The organism is Halobacillus sp. AWM4_238 (genome assembly GCF_056158265.1).
The window spans coordinates 1,104,758-1,127,066 of record NZ_JBSWSY010000002.1; the positions used below are offsets into that span (position 1 = coordinate 1,104,758).

Annotated in this window: 24 protein-coding genes; all 24 read right to left on the bottom strand. The window is 42.8% G+C overall.

The genetic code is table 11. From position 1 onward, the window contains the following. Positions 1-11 precede the first annotated feature (11 nt). The 24 genes from ACXACN_RS05650 to ACXACN_RS05765 all read right to left on the bottom strand — a co-directional run bounded on the left by ACXACN_RS05650 (position 12) and on the right by ACXACN_RS05765 (position 22,297). A complete protein-coding gene (locus tag ACXACN_RS05650) occupies positions 12-467 on the bottom strand; it encodes a YpiF family protein (protein ID WP_474962951.1) in 456 nt (151 codons plus the stop codon). Between the two features lie 102 nt (positions 468-569). After that, the gene (locus tag ACXACN_RS05655; RefSeq protein WP_474962953.1) at positions 570-1,130 is read right to left on the bottom strand and encodes a ReoY family proteolytic degradation factor; all 561 of its coding nucleotides are present in this window, start codon (positions 1,128-1,130) and stop codon (positions 570-572) included. 32 nt (positions 1,131-1,162) lie between these two features. Continuing rightward, positions 1,163-2,416, bottom strand: a complete 1,254-nt coding sequence (locus ACXACN_RS05660; RefSeq protein WP_474962955.1) for a tetratricopeptide repeat protein — start codon at positions 2,414-2,416, stop codon at positions 1,163-1,165. Between the two features lie 17 nt (positions 2,417-2,433). After that, positions 2,434-3,306 carry a hypothetical protein gene (locus tag ACXACN_RS05665; protein ID WP_474962957.1) on the bottom strand — a complete coding sequence of 291 codons (873 nt, stop codon included), beginning with the start codon at positions 3,304-3,306 and terminating at the stop codon, positions 2,434-2,436. A gap of 65 nt (positions 3,307-3,371) precedes the next feature. After that, entirely contained in the window at positions 3,372-4,661 is a 1,290-nt protein-coding gene (gene aroA, locus ACXACN_RS05670) for a 3-phosphoshikimate 1-carboxyvinyltransferase (RefSeq protein ID WP_474962959.1), read from the bottom strand. A gap of 12 nt (positions 4,662-4,673) precedes the next feature. Then, positions 4,674-5,774 (bottom strand): prephenate dehydrogenase, encoded by a 1,101-nt coding sequence (locus tag ACXACN_RS05675; RefSeq protein WP_474962961.1) that lies wholly within the window; start codon positions 5,772-5,774, stop codon positions 4,674-4,676. Continuing rightward, entirely contained in the window at positions 5,771-6,868 is a 1,098-nt protein-coding gene (gene hisC, locus ACXACN_RS05680) for a histidinol-phosphate transaminase (protein ID WP_474962963.1), read from the bottom strand. The genes ACXACN_RS05675 and hisC overlap by 4 nt, the downstream gene beginning before the upstream one ends. 13 nt (positions 6,869-6,881) lie before the next feature. Continuing rightward, positions 6,882-7,244, bottom strand: coding sequence for a chorismate mutase (aroH, locus tag ACXACN_RS05685; protein WP_474966808.1), 363 nt, complete (start codon positions 7,242-7,244; stop codon positions 6,882-6,884). Further along, positions 7,244-8,323 carry a 3-dehydroquinate synthase gene (aroB, locus tag ACXACN_RS05690; protein ID WP_474962964.1) on the bottom strand — a complete coding sequence of 360 codons (1,080 nt, stop codon included), beginning with the start codon at positions 8,321-8,323 and terminating at the stop codon, positions 7,244-7,246. Before aroB ends, aroH begins: the two co-directional genes overlap by 1 nt. Then, complete coding sequence (gene aroC / locus ACXACN_RS05695) at positions 8,323-9,492, bottom strand: chorismate synthase (RefSeq protein ID WP_474962966.1); 1,170 nt, start codon at positions 9,490-9,492, stop codon at positions 8,323-8,325. The genes aroB and aroC overlap by 1 nt, the downstream gene beginning before the upstream one ends. Positions 9,493-9,631: 139 nt before the next feature. Beyond that, the gene (locus ACXACN_RS05700; RefSeq protein ID WP_474962968.1) at positions 9,632-10,411 is read right to left on the bottom strand and encodes a CheR family methyltransferase; all 780 of its coding nucleotides are present in this window, start codon (positions 10,409-10,411) and stop codon (positions 9,632-9,634) included. Between the two features lie 564 nt (positions 10,412-10,975). After that, the gene (ndk, locus tag ACXACN_RS05705) at positions 10,976-11,422 is read right to left on the bottom strand and encodes a nucleoside-diphosphate kinase (protein WP_474962970.1); all 447 of its coding nucleotides are present in this window, start codon (positions 11,420-11,422) and stop codon (positions 10,976-10,978) included. A gap of 91 nt (positions 11,423-11,513) precedes the next feature. After that, positions 11,514-12,485 (bottom strand): heptaprenyl diphosphate synthase component II, encoded by a 972-nt coding sequence (gene hepT, locus ACXACN_RS05710; RefSeq protein ID WP_474962972.1) that lies wholly within the window; start codon positions 12,483-12,485, stop codon positions 11,514-11,516. Positions 12,486-12,501: 16 nt separating this feature from the next. Continuing rightward, positions 12,502-13,209: a demethylmenaquinone methyltransferase gene (gene menG / locus ACXACN_RS05715; protein WP_474962974.1), complete on the bottom strand. Its 708-nt coding sequence runs from the start codon at positions 13,207-13,209 to the stop codon at positions 12,502-12,504. A gap of 3 nt (positions 13,210-13,212) precedes the next feature. After that, positions 13,213-14,016 carry a heptaprenyl diphosphate synthase component 1 gene (locus ACXACN_RS05720; protein ID WP_474962976.1) on the bottom strand — a complete coding sequence of 268 codons (804 nt, stop codon included), beginning with the start codon at positions 14,014-14,016 and terminating at the stop codon, positions 13,213-13,215. 92 nt (positions 14,017-14,108) lie between these two features. Beyond that, positions 14,109-14,333 carry a trp RNA-binding attenuation protein MtrB gene (gene mtrB, locus ACXACN_RS05725; RefSeq protein WP_474962977.1) on the bottom strand — a complete coding sequence of 75 codons (225 nt, stop codon included), beginning with the start codon at positions 14,331-14,333 and terminating at the stop codon, positions 14,109-14,111. A gap of 184 nt (positions 14,334-14,517) precedes the next feature. Further along, positions 14,518-14,790 (bottom strand): HU family DNA-binding protein, encoded by a 273-nt coding sequence (locus tag ACXACN_RS05730; RefSeq protein WP_008638574.1) that lies wholly within the window; start codon positions 14,788-14,790, stop codon positions 14,518-14,520. A 519-nt stretch (positions 14,791-15,309) separates the two neighbouring features. Continuing rightward, entirely contained in the window at positions 15,310-16,788 is a 1,479-nt protein-coding gene (spoIVA, locus tag ACXACN_RS05735) for a stage IV sporulation protein A (RefSeq protein ID WP_474962979.1), read from the bottom strand. A 244-nt stretch (positions 16,789-17,032) separates the two neighbouring features. Continuing rightward, positions 17,033-17,761: a hypothetical protein gene (locus ACXACN_RS05740; RefSeq protein ID WP_474962980.1), complete on the bottom strand. Its 729-nt coding sequence runs from the start codon at positions 17,759-17,761 to the stop codon at positions 17,033-17,035. A 16-nt stretch (positions 17,762-17,777) separates the two neighbouring features. Beyond that, complete coding sequence (locus tag ACXACN_RS05745) at positions 17,778-17,975, bottom strand: DUF2768 domain-containing protein (protein WP_474962982.1); 198 nt, start codon at positions 17,973-17,975, stop codon at positions 17,778-17,780. A gap of 1,263 nt (positions 17,976-19,238) precedes the next feature. Beyond that, the gene (locus ACXACN_RS05750) at positions 19,239-19,496 is read right to left on the bottom strand and encodes a stage VI sporulation protein F (RefSeq protein WP_474962983.1); all 258 of its coding nucleotides are present in this window, start codon (positions 19,494-19,496) and stop codon (positions 19,239-19,241) included. 61 nt (positions 19,497-19,557) lie between these two features. Further along, positions 19,558-20,598, bottom strand: a complete 1,041-nt coding sequence (locus ACXACN_RS05755) for an NAD(P)H-dependent glycerol-3-phosphate dehydrogenase (RefSeq protein ID WP_474962985.1) — start codon at positions 20,596-20,598, stop codon at positions 19,558-19,560. Positions 20,599-20,623: 25 nt separating this feature from the next. Continuing rightward, complete coding sequence (gene der, locus ACXACN_RS05760) at positions 20,624-21,934, bottom strand: ribosome biogenesis GTPase Der (RefSeq protein ID WP_474962987.1); 1,311 nt, start codon at positions 21,932-21,934, stop codon at positions 20,624-20,626. A 177-nt stretch (positions 21,935-22,111) separates the two neighbouring features. Then, positions 22,112-22,297: a capping complex subunit for YIEGIA gene (locus ACXACN_RS05765; protein WP_474962989.1), complete on the bottom strand. Its 186-nt coding sequence runs from the start codon at positions 22,295-22,297 to the stop codon at positions 22,112-22,114. Positions 22,298-22,309 lie beyond the last annotated feature (12 nt).

Genomic DNA, 22,309 nt, shown 5'->3' on the forward strand with positions numbered 1-22,309 from the left:
CTTTTATCCAGTTACCAATAGGCCTGAATTAATTCACTGATTTGATGAGCTTGTTCCCGAACGAAGGCCTGTGTTTCTGTAGACTGAATATCTCCAGAACCCATGCCAGGGACCCAGAGGACATGACCATCTAAATCTCCTTCGTGCTTTTTCCATTTGCTGTCGAAAGTAAAAAGGAAAATATGATGGAATGGTTGTTCTTTGAACTTATGAATCCATTTATTAACCCTCTCTTTTTCATTCGCTTGTGCCCCTTCAAGGTAATGATAATCAGGCGCAAGGAAGATCCTTCCCTTGTACTCTTTTTCAATCAGGTTCGTAAACACTTGATTCAACTCACGCTGGAATGCTTGCTTTACCATGTGTTGGTCGCTCCCGGGGTCAAAAGGGATCAAAGGAATGATTACGGTATCAATGTACTGTTTTTCTGGTATGTATTGGGTAGTATCTGCTTTCGTCCATCTCATAATTCATTTCATCCTTTATCTATGTATCATTTTCTTTATTTTACTATATTTGAACAAAAATGAAAGCCGGGACCTCTTTTTTAAGGTTCCGGCTTTTCTATTTCATAAGAATGCATTTAGATCTTGTTTGACTTTTTCAAGCTTTCCACATAATGTCTTGAATTCATCCCGTTCTCCATTAATCAGAGCTTTATCGATTCGATCCTCTATGCTCTTCTGGCGATGTTGCAGGAGACTGACAGATAAAAGGCGTTCGGCTTCATTTTTATCTCTGTCATTTAAGTAATAATCCTTAGGAAGATAAGGATTCTCTTCAAGTACGAGAGCGTACTTCGAGCATTGCTGTGCATTCTCAAAATTCATTTGAATATAGACGGGTTCCCCTTGATTCATCCTTAAATCATGAAACGATTTCTCAGCATCATTCGTCATCACTTGGCCTTTGTAGAAACGGAAAGGTGGGTCAGACACTCCCTGGGCACTAATTTCCATGCCGCGAGGACAAAATTTCACTTCCTGGACAAAATGGACACTTGATAAAAGAGATTCATGGTTCATCAAATAATTCAAAATCCAAACACTCTCTCGCTTTTTCAACTGAAAGTGATTCAAAAACCAGCGGACAAAGTCTTTTTTCTCATCCACAGAGATTGGTGTTTGCATATGGGCGCCCCTCCTGCGCTTTAATTATCAGCTCATTGTTCTTTCAGCCGCTCAACGAAGTCCTCAATTTCTGTATCTGTAGGGTCGATCTTCAGGTATTCTTCAAAAATCTGTCGCGCTTCAGACATTTTTCCTTCTTCTACAAGGAAATAACCGTAAGATTTCAAGAAGTCTGTGTCTTCCTTCAAGGATGGATATGCTTGTTGGTATTGCTCATAAGCCTCGCTGAACTTCTCTTCTTCTTCATAAGCTTGAGCAAGTTCCCACAAGTAATTCGGGTCTTCCTCCCCAAGGGAGATCAATTCGTTGATCAAATCGATGATCTTCTCATTCATATCATCTGATTTATAATTCTCAATCAAGAAGAGAATCGCTTCCTTATAACCTGGATCCAAAGCAACCGCTTCTCTCATCCATTCATAACCTTTTTCCTTATTTCCCTGGCGATGAGCCAATGTACCTGCAAGATGGTAGAGTTCCTTGTTGAATTCATCTTTTGCAAGACCTTTTTCAGCCATTTCCAGTGCTTCCTTTGGCATACCTTCCGAATCATAAGCTTGAGCCAAGTGTGGATAAACCGATTGGAAGTAAGGGTCTTTTTCAATCAACTCTTCCCAAACATGAATGGCAATATCATTACGATTGGCTTGGTAAGCTACGAAACCATAGCGAAACATCACATCAGGATTATCTTCTTCGACTTTTTGGAAATACTCAAGCGCTTGTTCGAATTCGCCATTCGCGGCATTAGCTTCAGCTAGTCTAGTGGCCACTTCGATATCACCAATGACAGGCTGGTGATGCATCGCATTTTCATAATAAGGGATACTCTTTGAATATTCCCCATTAGAGAAAGCAAGCTCACCTAATGCAAAATCAATAATCGCGGAATTTGGTTCCACTTGTTTAGCCATCAGTAGTTTCTGTTCAGCCACTTCAAAAAGTCCTTGAGCCTGATAAAGATCAGCAAGCTGCACGAGCGCTTGCAAATAATCTTCATCTTCTGGTCCAAATTGATCGAGCAGTTCAATGGCTTCGTCATCCTCATCAAGATCAATGTGGATCTCTGCCATCATGACTTTCAATTCCTGTTCTTTAGGATAGCGTTGAATCAGTTCGTGTAACACCATTTTAGCTTCTTCGAGCATTCCCCATTGCATGTAGAGTTCAGCAATCGTGAATCTCTCTTCTTCATCCGCTTCTGGCAAATATTGTGTTAGAGTTTTTATTGCATCTTCCGTCTTGTGGGCTTCCATTTGACGGATGGCTTTTTGAATTTCCTCCATGATGACATCCTTTCCGCTTAAACAAAATGCTTGTGAATCTTCACTTGTATGTGGGAGCCAGGCTTTTTATCGATGACCTTTTGGTTCACCTGTTTCACCTGTCCATTCATAACCGTTACATTCGGAACAGAATTATGATATCTAAAATTCTCATCATCTTCAAACGTTCGGCCTTCTGAAATGCGATAAAGATTATAATCCGCATGCCCTCCAGGGATCATACCACCTTTATGAGGGTAGATTCCGCTGTCTTTTAAATTCTTTAATGAGAGTACTTCATCATCCTGTACATCTGTTAACTTAATGATACCATACTGCTTGCAAAGTGAAGACCACAATTCTGCATAGTTGTTCGACGTATTCTCTGTATCTTTGACGAACATCGTCAACGGCATTCGCTTATACGCCTGCGACTGAGCGACCCATTCCCAACAAATTTCAGTTAGTTCTTTCACAGACTGCACTTCCACACATAAAAAGGGGCTTCCTTTTCTGGCAAAGTAGCGGACCATTTCTGGCCGAAGCATCTTTACCGGCACAACGGGTATGACCATAAAATCGAGAGGCAGTGATTTACATCGATCCAAATATTGGTCATATTGACTCCGGTAGTGACGTAAACTAGTCACTAGGTGTTGTGTGAGTAATAAGGTACACCCTCTTTTTATGTAGTTATTCCCTGTGTCTGTTACTGAGGGTGAGAAAGCGAGCGGCTCTTTATGATCAATCATCACATGCCCTGGACTGACGTGAAAACCATCAACGACCATCAACCTGAAAGGTTCTTTTCCTGTTCGATCTCTGACAAATCTTTCATCCTTTACAGTGCATTCACTAAAACAGGGACCTTCGTCATTTTCAACATATCCTTGAAACCAATAAGCTCCCATACGACGAAACCTCCAAGTAGGCTTTTTATATCGTATGAGAGCTTTACATAAACTATGAAGTTAATTTAGTGTAAGACTTGATTTAAGTCTGTGAAAAATGAAGGATAAGAGATATTGATACAATCTTTATCATTTACGGTGACTCCACCCTTACAAATTAAGGAAGCGATCGCTCCCATCATCCCTATGCGGTGATCCCCATAAGAGTCAATGATCCCTCCTTTTAAAGGTGTACCTCCTTTGATAACCATTCCATCTTCTCGCGCTTCAACATTCGCCCCTAGAGAAGTAAGCGTCTCTACGACCGCCTGTATTCGATCCGTCTCTTTATAGCGCAGTTCCTCAGCATCTTTAATAACTGTTACTCCCTCTGCCTGCGTAGCTGCAAGAGCAAGAATTGGAATTTCATCAATCACATTCGGTATGAGATCTCCTTCTAACGTCATTCCTTTTAGTTGGCTATGACGAACAACGACGTCTCCCACAGGTTCACTTCCGATATGCGTATGTACGTGTACGTCTATGTTTGCTCCCATTTCTCTTAGAGCTCTTACAATACCGTCACGGGTCGGGTTGAGTCCGACATCCCGAATCACTAATTCACTATCAGGAACGATTGAGGCGGCGACTAGAAAGAAGGCTGCGGAAGAGATATCACCTGGAACCTTAATATCAGAAGCTAAAGGCTGCTGTCCACCCTTAATTCTAATAGATTTGCCTTCCACCTCAACATCTACACCGAATTCTGGAAGGAGCATTTCTGTATGATTTCTGGTTTCGCCAAGCTCTATCACTTCTGTTTCTCCTTCTGACAACATGCCTGCTAACAACAAAGCAGACTTTACTTGAGCGCTTTTCACTGTCAATTCATGACGTGTTCCTTGTAGCTTTTTGCCGTGGAAGGCAAGCGGAAGCAAGGAATCATCTTCTCGTCCTTTAATGTCCGCGCCCATCATGCGTAGTGGCTGTATGACACGATCCATGGGGCGCTTAGACAATGACTCATCACCAAATGCGGTCGTGAATAAAGGCAGCCCAGCAAGGACTCCACTCATCAACCGCGCCGTTGTCCCTGAATTACCGAAATTGATCGGCTGAGATGGTTCTTTTAAATGGGAAATCCCATTTCCATGAACCGTGATTTTGTCACCTTCTCGTTCAATATCCACGCCCATTTGGCGGAAAGCTTCTACAGTTCTCAAGCAGTCTTCACCAGTAAGAAAATTCGTAATGACAGAAGTTCCTTGAGCCAGAGCTGAGAATATGATGGATCTGTGAGAAATGGACTTATCGCCAGGAACAGACAAGTCCCCTTTCAGTGGTTTATCTGTTGGTTTCAACTCAATACTTGACATAGGAATCCTCCTTCACTGTTGGATCATTACTTCGTATTGGTAATGATCTAATATTTCTTTACTCTTCCATTGTTCTTCACTCGAAGCAAAGCTTATTCTTAGCACCCCGGTAATTCCTTCTCGTATTTCAAGGATTTGGATGTTTTTAATGCTGATGGCCTCTTCTGCTAGAATTCCGATCACATCGCGTATAGCACCTGGTTGGTCATGGATATCAACATAGATGTCATAGAAGGAAGGGATGGCACCCCTGTCTTTCGTAGGGAGTCCGTCTCTATATAGTTTTGCATCAGATAGATACTTGTAAGTCTTTTCTTTTTCATCTTGGAAAAGATAGTTTTTTACCCTCTCCATTTCCCCGATCCAATCGTCCAGCATGGAAATGAGGAGTTTTTTATTTTGAAAGAAAATATCCTGCCATAACTTAGGATTACTGGAAGCAATTCTAGTAATGTCTTTGAATCCTCCTGCTGCCATTTGCTTAATGTATGGATGTGTTTCTTCCCAATCTTTTGCCTGGTGGACGAGAGAAGAAGCAATCAAATGAGGAAAATGAGAGATAACCGCGGTCATCTCATCATGTTCCTTGGTTGTCAATGTCACAAAACGAGCCTTTGTTTCCGAAAGCAACTCTTTTATCACATCTGCTTCTTTCTCATCTGCATGAACGGACGGGGTCAGCACATAAATCGCATTTTCAAACAAGTGAGGTTTAGCTGCCGTGTACCCATGTTTGTGCGAACCCGCCATCGGATGCCCTCCTACGAAGGAGAGAAGAGGATGGGATAAACGATCCGCCGCATCAAGCACTTGGTTTTTCACAGAAGAAACGTCTGTGACTAACAGTGGCTTTTCAAAATCCATCGACTCGAGTTTTTGGATATAATCGATGGTAATGGATATGGGCGTGGCCAAAATGCAGACGTCGGCTTCCTTCGCAGACGTTTCAAAATTGAAAGAGGCCTGATCGATCACCCCTTGTTTCAAAGCCATGTGGAGTGTATCTTCATCCCCGTCCATTCCAACGATAAAAACATCCTCTTTTTTTGAAACGTTCATAGCTATGGAACCACCGATGAGTCCTAAACCAACGATCAGTATTTTCTTCTTCATTGGTCACCGACAGAAGCGAGCTTCTGTTTCATCGCTTCCTGAATTTCCTGCATGTCTTCTTTCTTTCCAATAGTCAAGCGGATGGTATTCGGTAAACCAAGCGCTTCCCCAGAGCGGACGATGAAACCTTTTGTCAACAGGAATTCGAACATCTCATCCCCACTGCATGGCAAATGGATCAATAGGAAGTTCGCCTGGGTGTCAAAGTAATGCAGCCCCTGATCATCACAGAATTTCATCAAGTCTTTTTTATTTTTCTGGTTTTCCTCGACCGTTTCTTTTATGAATTTCTGGTCATCCAATGCTAATAGAGCAGCCGCCTGTGCAACCGTGGACGTGTTGAATGGCTCTCGGGAAGGTTCAAGAATTTGAACGACCTCAGGGTGACCGACTCCATAACCAATCCGTAACCCGGCTAGTCCATAAGCTTTAGAGAACGTTCGAAGAACCATTAGGTTAGGATATTGGTTTAAGGCTTCTATAGCATCAAAGGCATCGTCTGCCTCCAAATATTCGTAATACGCTTCATCAATAACGACCAGAACATGATCAGGCGTCTTTTCGAGTACTGATTGTAACGTCGCTTGATCGATATGGACACCTGTCGGATTATTCGGTGTGCAAATCCATAAGACCCGTGTTTGTTCGTCGATGCTTTGAAGCATGCCTTCTAAATCATGGTGTCCATTGATCAGAGGGACTTCTCTGACTTCTGCCCCTTCAATCAACGCATTGTGGCGATACTGCGGGAACGTTGGTGTTGCCATGACTGTATTCGCACCAGGTTCAAGAAAAGTGCGACAAATGATTTGGACCACTTCATCTGAACCATTTCCGAAAATCAACTGATTCTCTTCAACACCAATAAAACGGGCGACTTTCTTTCTGATTTCTGCGCTGTAACCATCGGGATAGATTTCTAAGTTGGAAATCAGTTTTGGCAGTTCTTTCTCTACTACAGGAGAAAAACCGTATGGATTTTCATTTGAAGCGAGCTTTACGATTCGATCCAAACCGAATTCCTTCTTCACTTCCTCAATGCCCTTTCCCGGCTTGTATGGCTTCATATTTTTAAGAATGTCTTTTGCTTTCATTGGGATACTCCTCTCAACTCTTTAAGTCTGGTCTCAGTTGCTTAGCATCATTATGATAGATATGCTGGATATCTTTTTGTGCTATTTCCGTCTGTACGGTCACCATGATCCGGATACACTTTTCAAGGCTGCCCGGTACAGGGATTTCCCGCATGCACATGACCGGCACATACGTCCAACCATCCAGCTTCCTCAGGGACTTTGCAGGAAATGCATCATTCAAATCCTCTGTCACTGTAAAATAAACCGAAACAACATCGGATGGTTCTATGTGATTAGAAGCTATGATATCTTGGAGCAATTGATAGGATTGCTCTACGATCTCACCATGTTCATTTCTTTCAACGGTTGTTGCTCCCCTTACACCTCGAATCATCATTCTCCACTCACCTCATTCATTAAAAGAGACATCTGTTCTAATAGTTGCTCCTCGTCAATCTCCTCAACACAAGGGTCACTCAGTTCGTTGAGAAGGACAAAATTAATCTTTTGCCGGAGGGTTTTCTTGTCTAACATCATTTTCTCCAACATTCGTTCTGGACGTACACGTGTTAATACAGAAACTGGGTAATGATTTCTAGCCAGCCATTCTTTATAGTCTTCGATCGGAAGCTGAGCTTCTTTCAATTGATTACTCAACTTCATCATATAGAGGAGGCCCACGGCAACAGCTTCACCATGGGTGATTTCTCCATACCCTAACTCCGCTTCAATTGCATGAGCCAGGGTATGACCTAGATTCAAATACTTCCTGATCCCGGCTTCTCTTTCGTCCTTCTCTACAATCGAAGCCTTTACTTGGATCCCCTTCATTAAATCACTTTCCAACTGTTGCTCAGAAAGTTCGGAAAGTTTCCCTTTTAACAGGCGCTGAGCCCATTTTTCATCACTAAGAAAAGCATGTTTGATCACTTCCCCGTAGCCGGAACGTATTTCACTTTCCGGCAGGGATTGAATCGTTTCAATGTCATAGATGACTTTCACTGGATGATAAAAGGATCCGATCAAATTTTTTCCTTGAGAGTGATTGATGGCTACTTTACCACCAACACTGCTGTCATGCGCGAGAATCGTCGTAGGCATTTGGATGTAATCAATTCCACGTAAATACGTGGAGGCTACGAACCCAGCCAAATCTCCGATCATTCCCCCGCCTAAGGCGACAATAAGGGATTTCCGATCCAATTTCACATCTATACAACGGTCAAGGAGCTCTTCATATCTGGTCATGCTTTTCGAAGACTCTCCCGCCGGTACGACCGCAGTAAATACAGCAGCTGTTTCTGATAAGCTCTTTATTACATCCTGTAAATAAAGATCCTCTACCGTGCTGTCCGTTATGACTAGGATGGAAGAATATTCTTCTGAAATGAATGCACTCAGTCTATGACGGATCCCTTTTTCAATCAAAACTTCATAGTCATGACTGCTTGACCTGACTGTAACTGAAGCCATTAAAATTCACGCACTTCCTTGCGGTAATCATCGACAGCACGTTTTAAACGTGGGAAGTAATCGGATGGGAATTCATCAGTAATGGCTTTAGCCAACTCAAATGCAACGATATGTTCCATAACTACAGACGCAGCAGGGACTGCACAAGAATCGGAACGCTCAATACTTGCGTTAAATGGTTCCTTTGTATCGATATCCACACTTTGTAACGGTTTGTACAAGGTAGGGATTGGCTTCATAACCCCTTTAACAACGATTGGCATTCCTGTCGTCATTCCACCTTCAAATCCTCCAAGGCGATTGGTACGACGGTAATATCCCCGCTCCTCGCTCCATAAGATCTCATCATGAACTTCGCTTCCGTTTCTACGGGCAGCTTCAAATCCAATGCCGAACTCTACTCCTTTATACGCGTTGATGCTCATCACAGATCCAGCAATCTTCGAATCCAGTTTCCGATCATATTGAACATAAGAACCGATCCCTGGTGGCATCCCAGTTACATACACCTCGGTTACTCCACCAATAGAATCTCCTTCTTTTTTCGCTTCATCAATCGCCTTCATCATTTTCTGTGCAGCTTCTTCGTCAAAAGTACGGACAGGTGATGCCTCGGATATTTCTCTTCGTTGTTGTAAAGTCAGGTTTTCATCCACATCTGACACGATGCCTGCGATTTCACGCACATAACCGGTCACTTCAATGCCGAGCTCTTTTAGAAGCACTTTCGCAACAGCTCCTGCTCCGACACGTGCTGCCGTCTCCCGCGCTGAAGAACGTTCAAGTACGTTCCTCATATCTCTATGGCCGTATTTCATTCCACCATTTAGATCGGCGTGACCTGGACGGGGTTTCGTCACCGTCCGGCGAATCTTTTGCGTTTCTTCTGGTAAAGGATCTTCTCCCATGATGTCTGTCCAATGTTTAAAGTCATCATTATTCACGACCAGCGTGATCGGAGACCCAAGTGTGTAGCCATGACGGACACCACTTGTAATTTCCACTAAGTCCTTTTCGATCTGCATACGTTTCCCGCGACCGTATCCGCCTTGGCGTCTAATTAATGATTCATTTATTTGTTCTCTCAATAAGGGTAGATGAGAAGGAATTCCTTCGATAATTGTAGTTAGTTGCTTGCCATGTGATTCACCAGCGGTCAAGTAGCGCATAAACGTACCTCCTATGTATTCATCCCCTTGAAAGGGGGTGTTCTAAATTTTAGATACTACTATATCATATGGATGCAAATTTGTGACGTCAAAATATCGGAATTTTTATAAAATGCAATTAGAAAGCGTTTCCGAACACTTACTTTTCCCTCTTTTTATAAAAAAACGAATCGTAAACTTCAAATCCGTGGGTTTGTGGAGAAAAAATTTGTTCCGTGCTTCCAACAAAAAAGATCCCGCCATCTACGAGTGATCGGTTAAATTTTTTATAAATGACTTTCTTCGCATCTTCCGTAAAATAAATCATCACGTTACGGCAGACGATGAGATCAAAACCCTCTTGGTAACGATCCGCTAACAAATTGTGTTTTAAGAAAGTGACACATTTTCTAATTTCATCACTCACTCGATAAGAACTTCCTTCTTGTTTAAAATATTTCCTAAGGATATCAGGCGCTACTTCCTTCAACGATCTCTCGTGGTAGAGCGCTTGTTCAGCTTTCCTTAAGGCATTGACATCCAAATCTGTCGCAAGGATTTCCACTTGTTTAAGAGGGATGTATCGACTTAATATCATGGCGAGCGTATAGGGTTCCTCCCCTGTGGAGCATGCGGCACTCCATATCCGTAACTTCTTTTTTTTCTGAAGCAAATACGGAATGACTTTATGTTCCAGTACTTCGAATCTCTTTCTATTTCGGTAGAATTCAGACACATTGATTGTCATACGGTCTAACAATTCATCCAGTAAAAGTGAATCCTTTGCAAGGGCATCGTAATAACTTTTGAAATTGTGATGGCCGCGCTTCTCCCTCAGGGAGGTTAATCGCCGCTTCATTTGAGCTTCTTTGTACTGTGCTAAATCAACCCCTGTTTTTCTATGAACCTTCTCTATGAATTGTATGTAATCCTGACTCATCCCCAAAACTCCCTCAGCTTATTCCATTTAAGCGTACTCCAGCATCGTCAGGTTGTAAACGAGTAATCATCTTGATTCAACAGGAGCCACCGTTTTTGAAGACTCCGTTTTGAGATTTTTCCGGGTTCGTTAACTGATTTTGAGCGTCAGGGGTGGCCGGGGAGCCACTCGCTTTCCAGTGGGGGAGCGTCGAGCTTCCTCGGACTGCGTCCTGCGGGATCTCGCCTATCTCCTTCTCCCACGGGAGTCTCGCAGCTTCCCAACCACCTCATTCGATATAGGTTAGAAACGAACCCTTTTACCAAGTTGGATTGTCTTTCACTTTCCAATTGTAAGAAACACAGAACGCTCTGCATCTAACTTTTACGATTTGTGGAGTGGGTTATATGATCTACTATCGTTAATAATACAAGCTGATATTCTAGAAGTGGTTGCAAGAATTTTCATGGCAAAGGAGGATGGTGAGACTCCTACCTTAAGTTTGGAGGCGCCTTGGTCAGCAGAGTATTGACTGGGCTGAGCTGGCATGAAAAAAAGCCACCTTTAGGAGGTGGCTTTTTTTCATTAGTAGATCCAGTTGAGTGAATCTTTTTTGTAATCGACAAGTTCTTTTGTATCAAAGAACAAACCGATTTCTCTTTCAGCACTTTCTTTCGAATCAGAGCCATGGATGACGTTTTTCCCTACTGTTACGCCAAAATCACCACGGATGGTTCCTGGAGCAGCCTCTGCTGGCTTTGTAGCTCCCATCATTGTACGCGCCGTTGCGATTACATCTTCGCCTTCCCAAACCATTGCGAAGACTGGACCTGATGTGATGAAGTCTACCAGCTCACCGAAGAATGGCTTTTCCTTATGTTCACCATAATGCTCTTCTGCAAGTTCTGTAGGAATAGCCATCAACTTGGCCCCTGCGAGTTTAAACCCTTTGCGTTCAAATCTTGCTGTAATGTCACCGATCAAATTGCGTTGTACACCATCTGGCTTAACCATCAAAAAAGTCTTTTCCATGACAAACACCTCATCTTATGTATAGTGTGAAAGCGCTTTTAATAAGTGCCATAAAAAAGTCTATCAAACAAAGGCAAGAAAGGCAACAGATTTATGCCCTTCTTTTACCAATATACTTGGCAATTCCTTTAAGCGTCTGTTTAGCACGGTTGGCAGGTAACTTGTTCAACGATTGATAAGCTTTTTTCAAATAACGATCGCTCAGTTCAAGCGCGCGCTCAATCGAACCATTGGTTTGTACTCTCTCAATCAACGATTGAAGTTGATCCGCTGTCAGATCTTCCTTCTTTTGAAAGGCTCGTTCCAAGTCACGCTTAAACGTTTGATCTTCCATGGAATAAAGAACAGGTAGAGTAATATTCCCTTGCAGAAGATCACTGCCAGCCGGTTTCCCAAGCTCTTCCTCAGAAGCAGTAAAATCCAGTACATCATCGATGATTTGGTAGGACATCCCGACATAGTAGCCATATTGATAGAGGGCTCGCTCATGTGCAGGATCTGCATTTGAGGCTATAGCACCGAGACGGCAGCTAGCGGCAATGAGCAGGGCGGTTTTCCTCTTAATCCTGCGTAAATATGTACGAAGATTTTGATCGATGTTGTATTTATCCCTGATTTGTTCAATTTCTCCTAAACACAATTCCACCATCGTTCCAGCAAGGATTTGGTGAGCATGCGGGTTCTCTAGCAGGGACATATTTTCAAGGGACCGAGCGAATATGTAGTCACCCGTGTACATAGCGATCCGATTATCCCACCGTGATTTGATTGTCGGTTCTCCCCGCCTCAGTTCAGCTTCGTCGATGACATCATCATGAACGAGGGAAGCAGTATGTATAAGTTCCAGAGATACAGCGACGGCTTTCATTCTTTCGATATCATACTCTCCGAATTTGCCACCAAGCAACACAAAGACAGGACGGATCCGTTTCCCTCCTGCTTGCAGCAACTGACTGGATGCTTCTCTGAGTACTGGATTGTCAGATTTGATTGTGTCATTGACAGCCTCTTCAATTACCGATAGATCATTTTTAAGAAAAGAGTAGATCATAGCTAGTTTCATGGCATTTCATCCTTAGTTATTGCTTTTCGCCCATATGCATGGCTGCAACGCCGCCCGTATAGGATTTTACTGTTACATTTTTGAATCCGACTTCTTCAAACATTGCTTTCAGTTCACTCTTGCCAGGAAAGTCTTTCGCTGATTCGTGTAACCAGCTATATTCCTGATAACTTTTTGCAAAAAGCTTCCCGAATACAGGCATAATCTTACCGAAATAGAAATAATAGAGCTTTCTGAAGACTGGATTGGTCGGTTGTGATGTTTCCAAACAGACGACTTTTCCTCCAGGCTTTACGACTCGATGCATCTCTTTTAAGACTTGTTTATAATCGGGTACATTCCTTAAACCAAAGCCGATGGTGACAAAGTCGAATTGATGATCTTCATAAGGCAAGTTCATGGCATTTCCGTGCTGAAACTCTACCTGCTTCACTCTACCAGAAAGCTTTTTCTTAATTCCGACGGATAACATATTTTCACTGAAATCAAGGCCCACAACTTTTCCACCTGGACCAACTTCTTTTGCTAATGTCATCGTCCAATCACCCGTACCACAGCAGACATCCAGCGCTTTGTCGCCCTCTTTAACATTCATTCGTTTCATGACGTCTTTACGCCATAATCGATGTTGCTGAAAAGATATGATTGAATTCATACTATCATAACGCTCATAAATTTTTTCAAATACGTGATGGACTCTTTCTTCTTTTGATTGTGGTTCCATGGTTCACCCTTCTTCCGCGATCTGTCTATGGTTGAATTGATGATGGATGGCCGCATGCATGTAAGATTTCAGCCAGTTAAAATGGACAGGAAGCTGGGTGATTGTTGTTTCCAGCCGGTGAAGATGACTTTGCAACATTTGTTCGATGTTCACCAATACTTGTCCGCTATTTCCAAGCAGGGCCGGTCGTTTGATCAATACATCAATAAGAGGAGAGAAATTGCCTTCCTGATAGCTGCGCTTTTCCTCCATCAGTTTTTTAGCTAAAAGCCATTCACCCGCCATATCATTAATGGCAGTCTTCTGGACATAGGAAGCAACCCTTTGAATAAGAAGGGATTCGATTTTTTTCAATCCTTCTAAGAATTCCTGGAATGACTCCACGTCCTTATAATAAAGTTCCATTTTCAATTCATTGATTTCCTTTATGGCGCCCGCAAGCGTATGAATCATTGGGATGTCATCAAGTTGAGAGAGCAGATAATAATACAAGCCACTGTAATAGTCGCCGGCAAGGACCGTCAACTGACGGCTGCGAACGGTTTCACGATCATCGTCTTCATCAGATAGTGTAACGAGATCATGAGTATCAAGAGCAATCTGAACAAGCATGGTGGTAATGATATATTGCTCTTTTTTCACATTTGACAAGTTCGTGTGATCCATAATTGAAGACAGAATCACAAGTTTGTCTTCATCAATCGTCGGCTCAGGGATAAAACGTACCAAATAAGGGTGGCGAACTTTCGATGCGATTTTCCGCTTGAGTTGTTTGATGTCATTATCTGAAGAATTCAACTTGATCACCTTGTCCCTTCCTGAACACTATAAAAACCATTCTTATTATAGCATATTAAACCTTTTACTGTTTACTATGTATACGTTCGCAGAGCGAATAATCACTCTGCTTCGTTCGTCATTTCTCCGTGGCTCGTTTGAATGACGGCTTTCCCACGTACTTTTACGGCAGAAGTGTGCTCAGTGAACTGAGCTATCATGACTTCTCCACTGTCAAGCTTTTCGGAATGGTGGAAGCGCGTATCCGTACCGCGGGTCAAACCGATGACATTTACGCCATCTTCAAGTGCTTTTATGACGAAGAAATCATTGTTAGATGTAGTCATAAGGAACGCCTCCTTCTCGTATGTTTACTATCTCTTATCTAGGGGACTTTTGTCAAAGCATCCACCTTGTTGAACACGGCCAACGAATGGCCTTTTCATCATTATGGACTCTTTTAGCCATTTTTAATAAAAATAAAAAGAAAAAGGGTGCACATGCACCCTTTTTCTAAGCCCTATGTAGCTATTATTTTACCGCATCTTTAAGGGCTTTACCAGGTTTGAACGCTGGTACTTTGCTTGCGGAGATTTCGATTTCTTCTCCAGTTTGTGGGTTACGGCCTTTACGTGCCGCGCGCTCACGTACTTCGAAGTTACCGAATCCAATAAGTTGGACTTTATCACCGTCTTTTAGTGAATCCATGATAGATTCGAATACAGAATCTACAGCTTGTGTTGCATCTTTCTTAGAAAGATCAGCTTTTTCAGATACAGCGTTGATTAGATCTGTTTTATTCATGCCATTCACCTCCTCCCAAGAAGGTTTAACTCATTCAAGTGGTCACATCCACTTTAAATGTTTATTTAGGTGCCATCTTTTGATGACAAGCCTTATAATAAACGAGTTTAAAACGAAATTCAATAGACAATCCTGTAAAAAACGCGTAACAACGCGACTTTCAAGCTGAATTACGCTTCATTTCAAGTATAGCTTGCCATTATCTTCTTCAAGTGGCAAACCCTCTAAAACCTTGATATGACGGCATTTATCGTAATTTTATTGCTCTTCACATAGGTAATTACGACATCTACCTTAAAAAATCCTTTAAACTTCGTAATTTTTTTCTTAAAACTACTGAAAAATAAGCATTTCTGGTGTATGAGCAGTGTGTAACGACGTGCACACGGCCTGATATTTAATACCAGGATTCTTAGGCTTTTATGTAGGATGGACCATCAAAAATATACCAGATCAGGGATTGGTTTCGTCCTACCCTCTGGAAAAATGGCAAAATTAAAAACGGCTCACACGGAGCCGTTATAATATAATTGCGATCATACCACCAGATCCTTCATTGATGATACGCTCGAGCGTTTCTTGTAGTTTGTACCTTGCATTTTCCGGCATGAGAGCCAGTTTCGCTTGAATACCTTCACGGACGATCGAACTCAAGGATCTGCCGAAGATATCTGAATTCCAAATGGATAATGGGTCTTCCTCAAAGTCCTGCATGAGATACCTCACGAGTTCTTCACTTTGCTTTTCTGTTCCAATGATCGGTGAAAATTCAGATTGGACATCCACTTTGACCATATGGATCGATGGCGCTACGGCTTTCAACCTGACCCCGAATCTTGATCCTTGCCTGATGATTTCAGGTTCATCAAGAGTCATATCCTCCAAGGTCGGTGCAGCGATTCCATAACCCGTCTGCTTCACCATCTGCATGGCGTCCGCTACTTGGTCATACTCTCTCTTTGCATGAGCAAAGTCCTGCATGATCTCGAGTAAATGATCCTTCCCTCGGATCTCTTCCCCGACAATTTCTTTCAGCACATGATCATACAAATGTTCTGGTGCTTGAAGATCGATTTCAGCAATCCCTTCCCCAAGGTCCATACCAGATATGTGTGCCCCTGTTATATACTCATATTGATCAAAGTTCCCTACGACCGTATCGACATCCCGTAAACGTTTAATATCCTTGACCGTGTCTTCGATCGCTTCTTGAAGGTTGTTTCTTAACCAGTGCCGGGAATCAAGAACCATGACCCAACTCGGTAAATTCACGTTCACTTCAAGTACAGGGAACTCGAATAAAGCTTCACGCAAGACATTTTGAACATCGTTCTCCCGCATGCTTTCAACGGATAACGCAAGGACGGGAATATCGTACTTTTCTGACAGGTTCGCTCTCAACTTTTCCGTGTTCGGATGATGAGGTTGTGCGGAGTTGACAATCATAATGAACGGTTTTCCGACTTCCCTCAACTCTTCTACGATTTTTTCTTCAGCTTCCACATAATCGGACCTGGCAATTTCACCGATCGTGCCGTCCGTAGTCACGACGATGCCAATGGTGGAATGCTCTTGAATTACTTTTTGTGTACCAATTTCAGCCGCTTCATGAAAAGGGATCGCCTCTTCATACCAAGGGGTATGGATCATTCTTGGTCCGTGTTCATCTTCATAACCGACGGCACCATTAACGGCATAACCGACACAGTCAACCATCCGGACGCGAATATCGAGGTGATCATCAATATTGATGTTTGCCGCCTGGTTAGGGACAAACTTAGGTTCTGTCGTCATGATCGTCTTTCCTGCTGCGCTCTGAGGCAGCTCATCTAACGCACGCTCACGCTCTGATTCTTCCTCCATATTTGGTAAAACCACAAGCTCCATGAATTTTTTTATGAATGTAGATTTTCCAGTACGAACAGCCCCGACGACTCCTAAATAAATATCTCCATTTGTCCGTTTGGAAATATCACTGAAGATATCAACCTTTTCCAAAGGATCCCCTCCCAAATAAAATTTCACCTTCATACAAGCCTAGACAATCTAATTCTATGACGTTGTCCTAGTGAAATATGCAAGAAATTATAAGTACGGAAACCCATACCGGACGAACAATCATAGATGATACGCATAAACAAAAGGAGAGAAACACTGGATAGGGATGAGATATGCAAGTATCGTTTATGCTCACTAAAAATCTATGAAAAAAACCGTCCCTCTATGCAGGAACGGTTCACAATCATGTAGATGGCTGAGCTCTGGAAAACACAGGCTCCCCATTTTCTACTGTATAAGTTGTCGAATACGCAGGGACAAAAGGAGTATGATCCGTCAATAAATATCGGATGTCCTCTCCTTGTTCGTAACTGTGCTCTTCATTTCTCAGATAAGTGTACAAATCTTTCCGATAATCAATATACACTTTCCCCTGCTCATCCAGGAAAACAGGTAATTTTTGTTCGGAATATGGACTGTTAACCATCGGAGGCTCGTCCATTCCAATTTTCTCGTGATCCAGTTCATAGACCCCAGGTGCTACGAAATCGCCGAAGGGTGGATACTTATTATTATCTCTATAAAACTTCACTTTGACTTGTAGAGAACGAACCTCTTCAGTGGTACGGAGGTCGAGCACTTTGACGGTTGGATCTGTTTCAGGATGAATAATGACGTATTGATAATGGCCTCCGTTTTCAAAGGACGTACCTGGTAGATCATTGAGAAGATTCATTTCTTTCAATTTACTAAACTCAATCGGGTACTTTTGAAAGATCGGGGTGTCTTGATCTTTTGTCTTGATGGGGAGAAGACCGTTCTTCTTCTCCTGATAGGTATCTACCGCGTTTTGGACCATCTCCAATTGTTGGTCATTCGGCACCTGGTTTTTCGCCAACTTGTTCTGCGGATATAGACATCCGGAAAGCAACAATGCCGTCAAAGGCAATAATATGAGTAAATAGCGGTTCATGTTGGTCTCCCTCCTGTTAGGCCGTTGGTCCGCTCAGGACAATATATAGAATGATGATTCCACCGAAAATCATAAATAAATATGCGAAAATAGCGATCAATCCTGATAAAAAGCCCTTCAGTTTATATCTGCTTAAGTAAATTAAACCAACAGCGAGGAACAACGAGATAATCCCTGCGAAGGATATGTACATCTTGAGCATTGATTCTGACACAGCTCTTTCCTCCTTCAAGCACACTTTGCTTATGGTATTATACCATAAGTCTCTATAAACGGACAGATGAGAAAACAGAGTCTAGCAGTCTTTCAATTCCTACTTGCCACCTTTGTTACACGGGTCTGTTGTCTGTTAAACATTTGTGTGGATGATTAGTTATTAATATAGTGTGCAGGATTGCGAAAGACTCAGAGATGTTTATTGAGCGAATGGAGCTGCAGGGAATGACTCGCTTTCCGCGGGAGCGCGGTGAGCCTCCTCGGACTTCGTCCTGTGGGGTCTCACCCTGCACTTTTTCCTCGTAGATATCCGGTTCCGGCGCCAAGCGGCTAGTGAGACTTCCCTCGCTTCTGTACGATAAGTCAACATCGAATCACTCCGTTCTTCGTGTTTCCTTTATCTCCGCCAGCTCAGTCCAGTCCATACGCCGCTGACCAAGGCGCCTGCACACTTAAAATAGGAGTCTCGCCATTCCCCTCCGCCCCCTTTTCCATGGAATATTCTAGAAATCACTTTTGAAAAATCAGCGTTTCTGTTGTGAGAAGTGGAAAATATAAACCTCCGTCAGTCTTTCAGAAAAGTAAAAGTTTGATACAAGACGCTTCCATACCTGCCTAGGAGGGAATAATGTGAGAGTGCCTCCCACTAACTCGGTGTTGCATGCGCAATACGCTATATACCATGCTTTCGTATTAAGATTAGTGGCAATGAAAGTTAACATCCACTTTCCTTTAGGTGAAGCATATTACACTTGAAGTAGTTTCGAGACACTCTTTTGGCAAAGGGGCGGAGGGAAAAGATGAGACTCCTATGGGACGTGTGGGACAGGTGATACCCCGGAAGGCGTAGCCTGAGGAGGCTCACCGCCCGCCCCATGGAAAGTGTTCAAATGCGGAATCGTCCTGGTAGACACGACTGGCATAAGCAAAACAGCAACGGAATGCGATTTTTCATTCCTTTGCTGTTTTGCTTATGACGCGAGTGTCTGGACGATGGAGCTAGACGAACCTTTTTCCGGAGCACAAAGAACCTTCCACAAACATCTCGAAACTGATTCTTCCACAATCAGGAACTTATATGTAATAAACATAGAGTTGTACCGATCGATCGGTTTAGAATAAGGGCATAAAAAAGCCGGGGCAAATGGTTTGCCCCGGTTGACTAAACAATTCCCTGACCAGCTCATGTGTAATGATTGCTGCGTAATATCTTATGCATACGAATGAAGGACCGCCTCCTCAGGCGCCTATGGTTTCGTAATCATTTTATAAACTTGCCTAAAGTATTCATATCTAAAGGCATGTTCTGCTTCGTGATTGCTTCAACGATTTTATCTTCCTTGGATTTTGATACGTTCTTGTTAGCAACCTTTGCGAGCTGGCGAACAAGACGTCTAACCGTCTTTTCATCACTGAAATCAGCATTCTGTACAGAATTCGCCACTTTGAAAACATCTTCTGGGTCGATGTTTGCCTTTTTCTTCAGATGATCAAAAATATTCTTTTGAAAATCATTCATGAACAATTGACCTCCTCGTGCGTTAGGTTCTGTGTAGTATATGCACGGGAGTCAATATGTGTCAGTCATTCATCTTTTCATCAAGAATATTTGTCAAATCTTCCATCTCATGACGACGTATTCTAGTCATCAATTCGTCGACGACATCTCTTGGATCAGCGGAATCAAATAGAATTCTGTAGATCCCTGAAGTTATCGGCATTTCCACTCCTTGCTCCTGGGCGAGTTGGAAAGCGGCTTTTGTCGTTCTGACTCCTTCTACGACCATCCCCATTTGATCCAAAACATCGTCCAACGGATGCCCTTGTCCAAGCTTATTCCCAGCCTTCCAATTTCGACTGTGAGAGCTCGTACAAGTAACAATCAGATCCCCAATTCCTGTTAAGCCAGAGAAGGTAAGCGGATTCGCTCCTTTGGAGGTTCCTAAACGAGCGATTTCAGCAAGTCCTCTAGTGATCAGAGCCGCTTTTGCATTATCTCCGTAACCAAGACCATCAGAAATCCCGGCACCAAGGGCGATGATATTTTTCAACGCGCCTCCTAGTTCCACACCCACTAAATCAGGTGATGTGTACACCCGGAATTGTCGATTTATGAAAAGATCCTGGACTTTCTCTGCAACTTCCAATTGCTTCGCAGAAACGGTAACGGTTGTGGGCTGCCTCAAACTAACTTCTTCGGCATGACTGGGACCAGAAAGCACAACAATATCCTCATACATATCTTTAGGGATCTCCTCTGAAATCACCTCAGATACTCGTTTATAAGTGCCAGGCTCAATCCCTTTTGAAGCGTGCGTAAGGATCACTTCATCTTTCAATACCTGTTTCAATTGGCCACAGACTTCTCTCATGGCCTTCGTAGGAACGACTAAGATGACATGTTTCGCATTCTCAACAACCGATTCTAAGTCATGACTTGCGGTAATCGAATGTGGAAGATCAATATCCTTTAAATATTTTTCGTTCTTGTGAGTCCGATTGATTTCTTCAGCAAGATTCTCCCGGTGTGTCCAGAGATGAACCTCGTGCCCATTATCAGCAAGAACGAGGGCAAGAGCTGTGCCCCAGCTCCCCGCACCAAGTACAGCTACTTTCTCCATGCTACCTACTCCCTTCCTGAATAAATCAGCTACGTTTTCTTGCAAAAATCTTGATTGGAGTTCCTTCGAAACCGAAAGCTTCACGGATTCTATTTTCCAAAAATCGCTCATATGTGAAGTGCATCAATTCAGGTTCATTGACGAACACTACAAAACTCGGCGGTTTAACAGAAACTTGTGTAGCATAAAAGATCTTCAGCTTTTGTCCCTTAATGGATGGAGAAGGATTCATAGCTAAGGCGTCCATAATCACTTCGTTCAGCAGATTGGTCTGGACACGCTTCGCATGGTTCTCACTTGCTTCCAGAACTTTAGGAATCAACGTGTGAATCCGCTTTTTCGTTTTTGCAGATAGAAAAACAATGGGAGCATAGTCGAGGAAACGGAATTGATCCCGGACCTTATCCTCAAATTCCTTCATTGTTTTTTCTTTAGATTCTATGGTATCCCATTTATTGACGACAATAATGACAGCTTTTCCAGCTTCGTGCGCATAACCTGCAATCTTTTTATCCTGCTCATGAATGCCGGCATCTGCATCAATCAATGTCAGGACAACATCAGAGCGTTCAATTGCCTTCAACGCCCTCATGATGCTGTATTTTTCAGTGTTCTCATAAACCTTGCCTCGTTTCCTCATTCCAGCTGTATCAATGATCACATAGTCCCGATCATCTTTTGAAAAAGGACTATCGATGGCATCCCTTGTCGTACCCGCGATGTCACTTACAATGACTCGCTCCTGACCAAGGAGGCTGTTTACGAGCGATGATTTCCCTACATTCGGTCGGCCGATCAAGCTGAAACGAATCGTATCGTCATCGATTTCTTCCTGAATTTTTTCAGGGAAATGTTTTACAACTTCATCGAGCATGTCTCCTAGTCCCAAACCGTGTGTACCCGAAATTGGGAAAGGTTCACCAAACCCGAGAGAGTAAAATTCATAAATGTTTTCTCTCATTTCAGGGTTGTCTACCTTATTTACGGCAAGAACCACAGGTTTATTCGATTTGAATAGAAGTTTTGCCACTTCTTCGTCAGCACCGGTAATTCCATCCCGGCCGTTGACCATGAACACGATGACATCCGCTTCATCAATCGCTACCTGCGCCTGTGCTCTCATTTGTACGAGCAACGGCTCGTCTCCGATTTCAATTCCACCGGTATCAATGACATTGAACCGTGTTGTGAGCCATTCGGCTTCGGCATAAATCCGGTCTCTTGTAACACCCGGCGTATCTTCTACAATAGAGATTCTTTCACCGACCAGTCGGTTGAAAATTGTTGATTTCCCGACGTTTGGTCGTCCTACAATAGCAATTACTGATTTTCTCATGAAAGGATCATCCTTTCTTTATTTCTATTTTCATTATTCCATGTTTCCTCAGTAGTGAAAAGCAAAAAAATACTGCTCTCCCCCGGGGGATGGTTAAACAGCCCATCTTCCGAAGAACAGCAGGAAGCCATTAACTTTACTATCTTAGCAAACTTTAGAAAAAGAAACAATTCTTTCTCAATGCTTGACTATAATATAGAGTTGATCACTTAATGCATGAGCGATTCCATCTAATATAGCTTCTAAGTTTGCAGCGATCGCTTCCATTTCTTCCTTCGAATCACATTTAAACACAGCTGCACTCCCATGGACACGATTTTCCTCCGTCGTAACAGATGCCAGTATGGTCTTCTCCATTTTCATGAGTGATTCCTC

Bases quoted from the DNA above. Each gene is read 5' to 3' on its own strand.
- ACXACN_RS05650 (WP_474962951.1), bottom strand. From the start codon at position 467: ATGAGATGGACGAAAGCAGATACTACCCAATACATACCAGAAAAACAG.
- ACXACN_RS05655 (WP_474962953.1), bottom strand. From the start codon at position 1,130: ATGCAAACACCAATCTCTGTGGATGAGAAAAAAGACTTTGTCCGCTGG.
- ACXACN_RS05660 (WP_474962955.1), bottom strand. From the start codon at position 2,416: ATGGAGGAAATTCAAAAAGCCATCCGTCAAATGGAAGCCCACAAGACG.
- ACXACN_RS05665 (WP_474962957.1), bottom strand. From the start codon at position 3,306: ATGGGAGCTTATTGGTTTCAAGGATATGTTGAAAATGACGAAGGTCCC.
- aroA (WP_474962959.1), bottom strand. From the start codon at position 4,661: ATGTCAAGTATTGAGTTGAAACCAACAGATAAACCACTGAAAGGGGAC.
- ACXACN_RS05675 (WP_474962961.1), bottom strand. From the start codon at position 5,774: ATGAAGAAGAAAATACTGATCGTTGGTTTAGGACTCATCGGTGGTTCC.
- hisC (WP_474962963.1), bottom strand. From the start codon at position 6,868: ATGAAAGCAAAAGACATTCTTAAAAATATGAAGCCATACAAGCCGGGA.
- aroH (WP_474966808.1), bottom strand. From the start codon at position 7,244: ATGATTCGAGGTGTAAGGGGAGCAACAACCGTTGAAAGAAATGAACAT.
- aroB (WP_474962964.1), bottom strand. From the start codon at position 8,323: ATGGCTTCAGTTACAGTCAGGTCAAGCAGTCATGACTATGAAGTTTTG.
- aroC (WP_474962966.1), bottom strand. From the start codon at position 9,492: ATGCGCTACTTGACCGCTGGTGAATCACATGGCAAGCAACTAACTACA.
- ACXACN_RS05700 (WP_474962968.1), bottom strand. From the start codon at position 10,411: ATGAGTCAGGATTACATACAATTCATAGAGAAGGTTCATAGAAAAACA.
- ndk (WP_474962970.1), bottom strand. From the start codon at position 11,422: ATGGAAAAGACTTTTTTGATGGTTAAGCCAGATGGTGTACAACGCAAT.
- hepT (WP_474962972.1), bottom strand. From the start codon at position 12,485: ATGAAACTAGCTATGATCTACTCTTTTCTTAAAAATGATCTATCGGTA.
- menG (WP_474962974.1), bottom strand. From the start codon at position 13,209: ATGGAACCACAATCAAAAGAAGAAAGAGTCCATCACGTATTTGAAAAA.
- mtrB (WP_474962977.1), bottom strand. From the start codon at position 14,333: ATGACTACATCTAACAATGATTTCTTCGTCATAAAAGCACTTGAAGAT.
- ACXACN_RS05730 (WP_008638574.1), bottom strand. From the start codon at position 14,790: ATGAATAAAACAGATCTAATCAACGCTGTATCTGAAAAAGCTGATCTT.
- ACXACN_RS05740 (WP_474962980.1), bottom strand. From the start codon at position 17,761: ATGAACCGCTATTTACTCATATTATTGCCTTTGACGGCATTGTTGCTT.
- ACXACN_RS05750 (WP_474962983.1), bottom strand. From the start codon at position 19,496: ATGAATGATTTTCAAAAGAATATTTTTGATCATCTGAAGAAAAAGGCA.
- ACXACN_RS05755 (WP_474962985.1), bottom strand. From the start codon at position 20,598: ATGGAGAAAGTAGCTGTACTTGGTGCGGGGAGCTGGGGCACAGCTCTT.
- der (WP_474962987.1), bottom strand. From the start codon at position 21,934: ATGAGAAAATCAGTAATTGCTATTGTAGGACGACCAAACGTCGGGAAA.
- ACXACN_RS05765 (WP_474962989.1), bottom strand. From the start codon at position 22,297: ATGAAAATGGAGAAGACCATACTGGCATCTGTTACGACGGAGGAAAAT.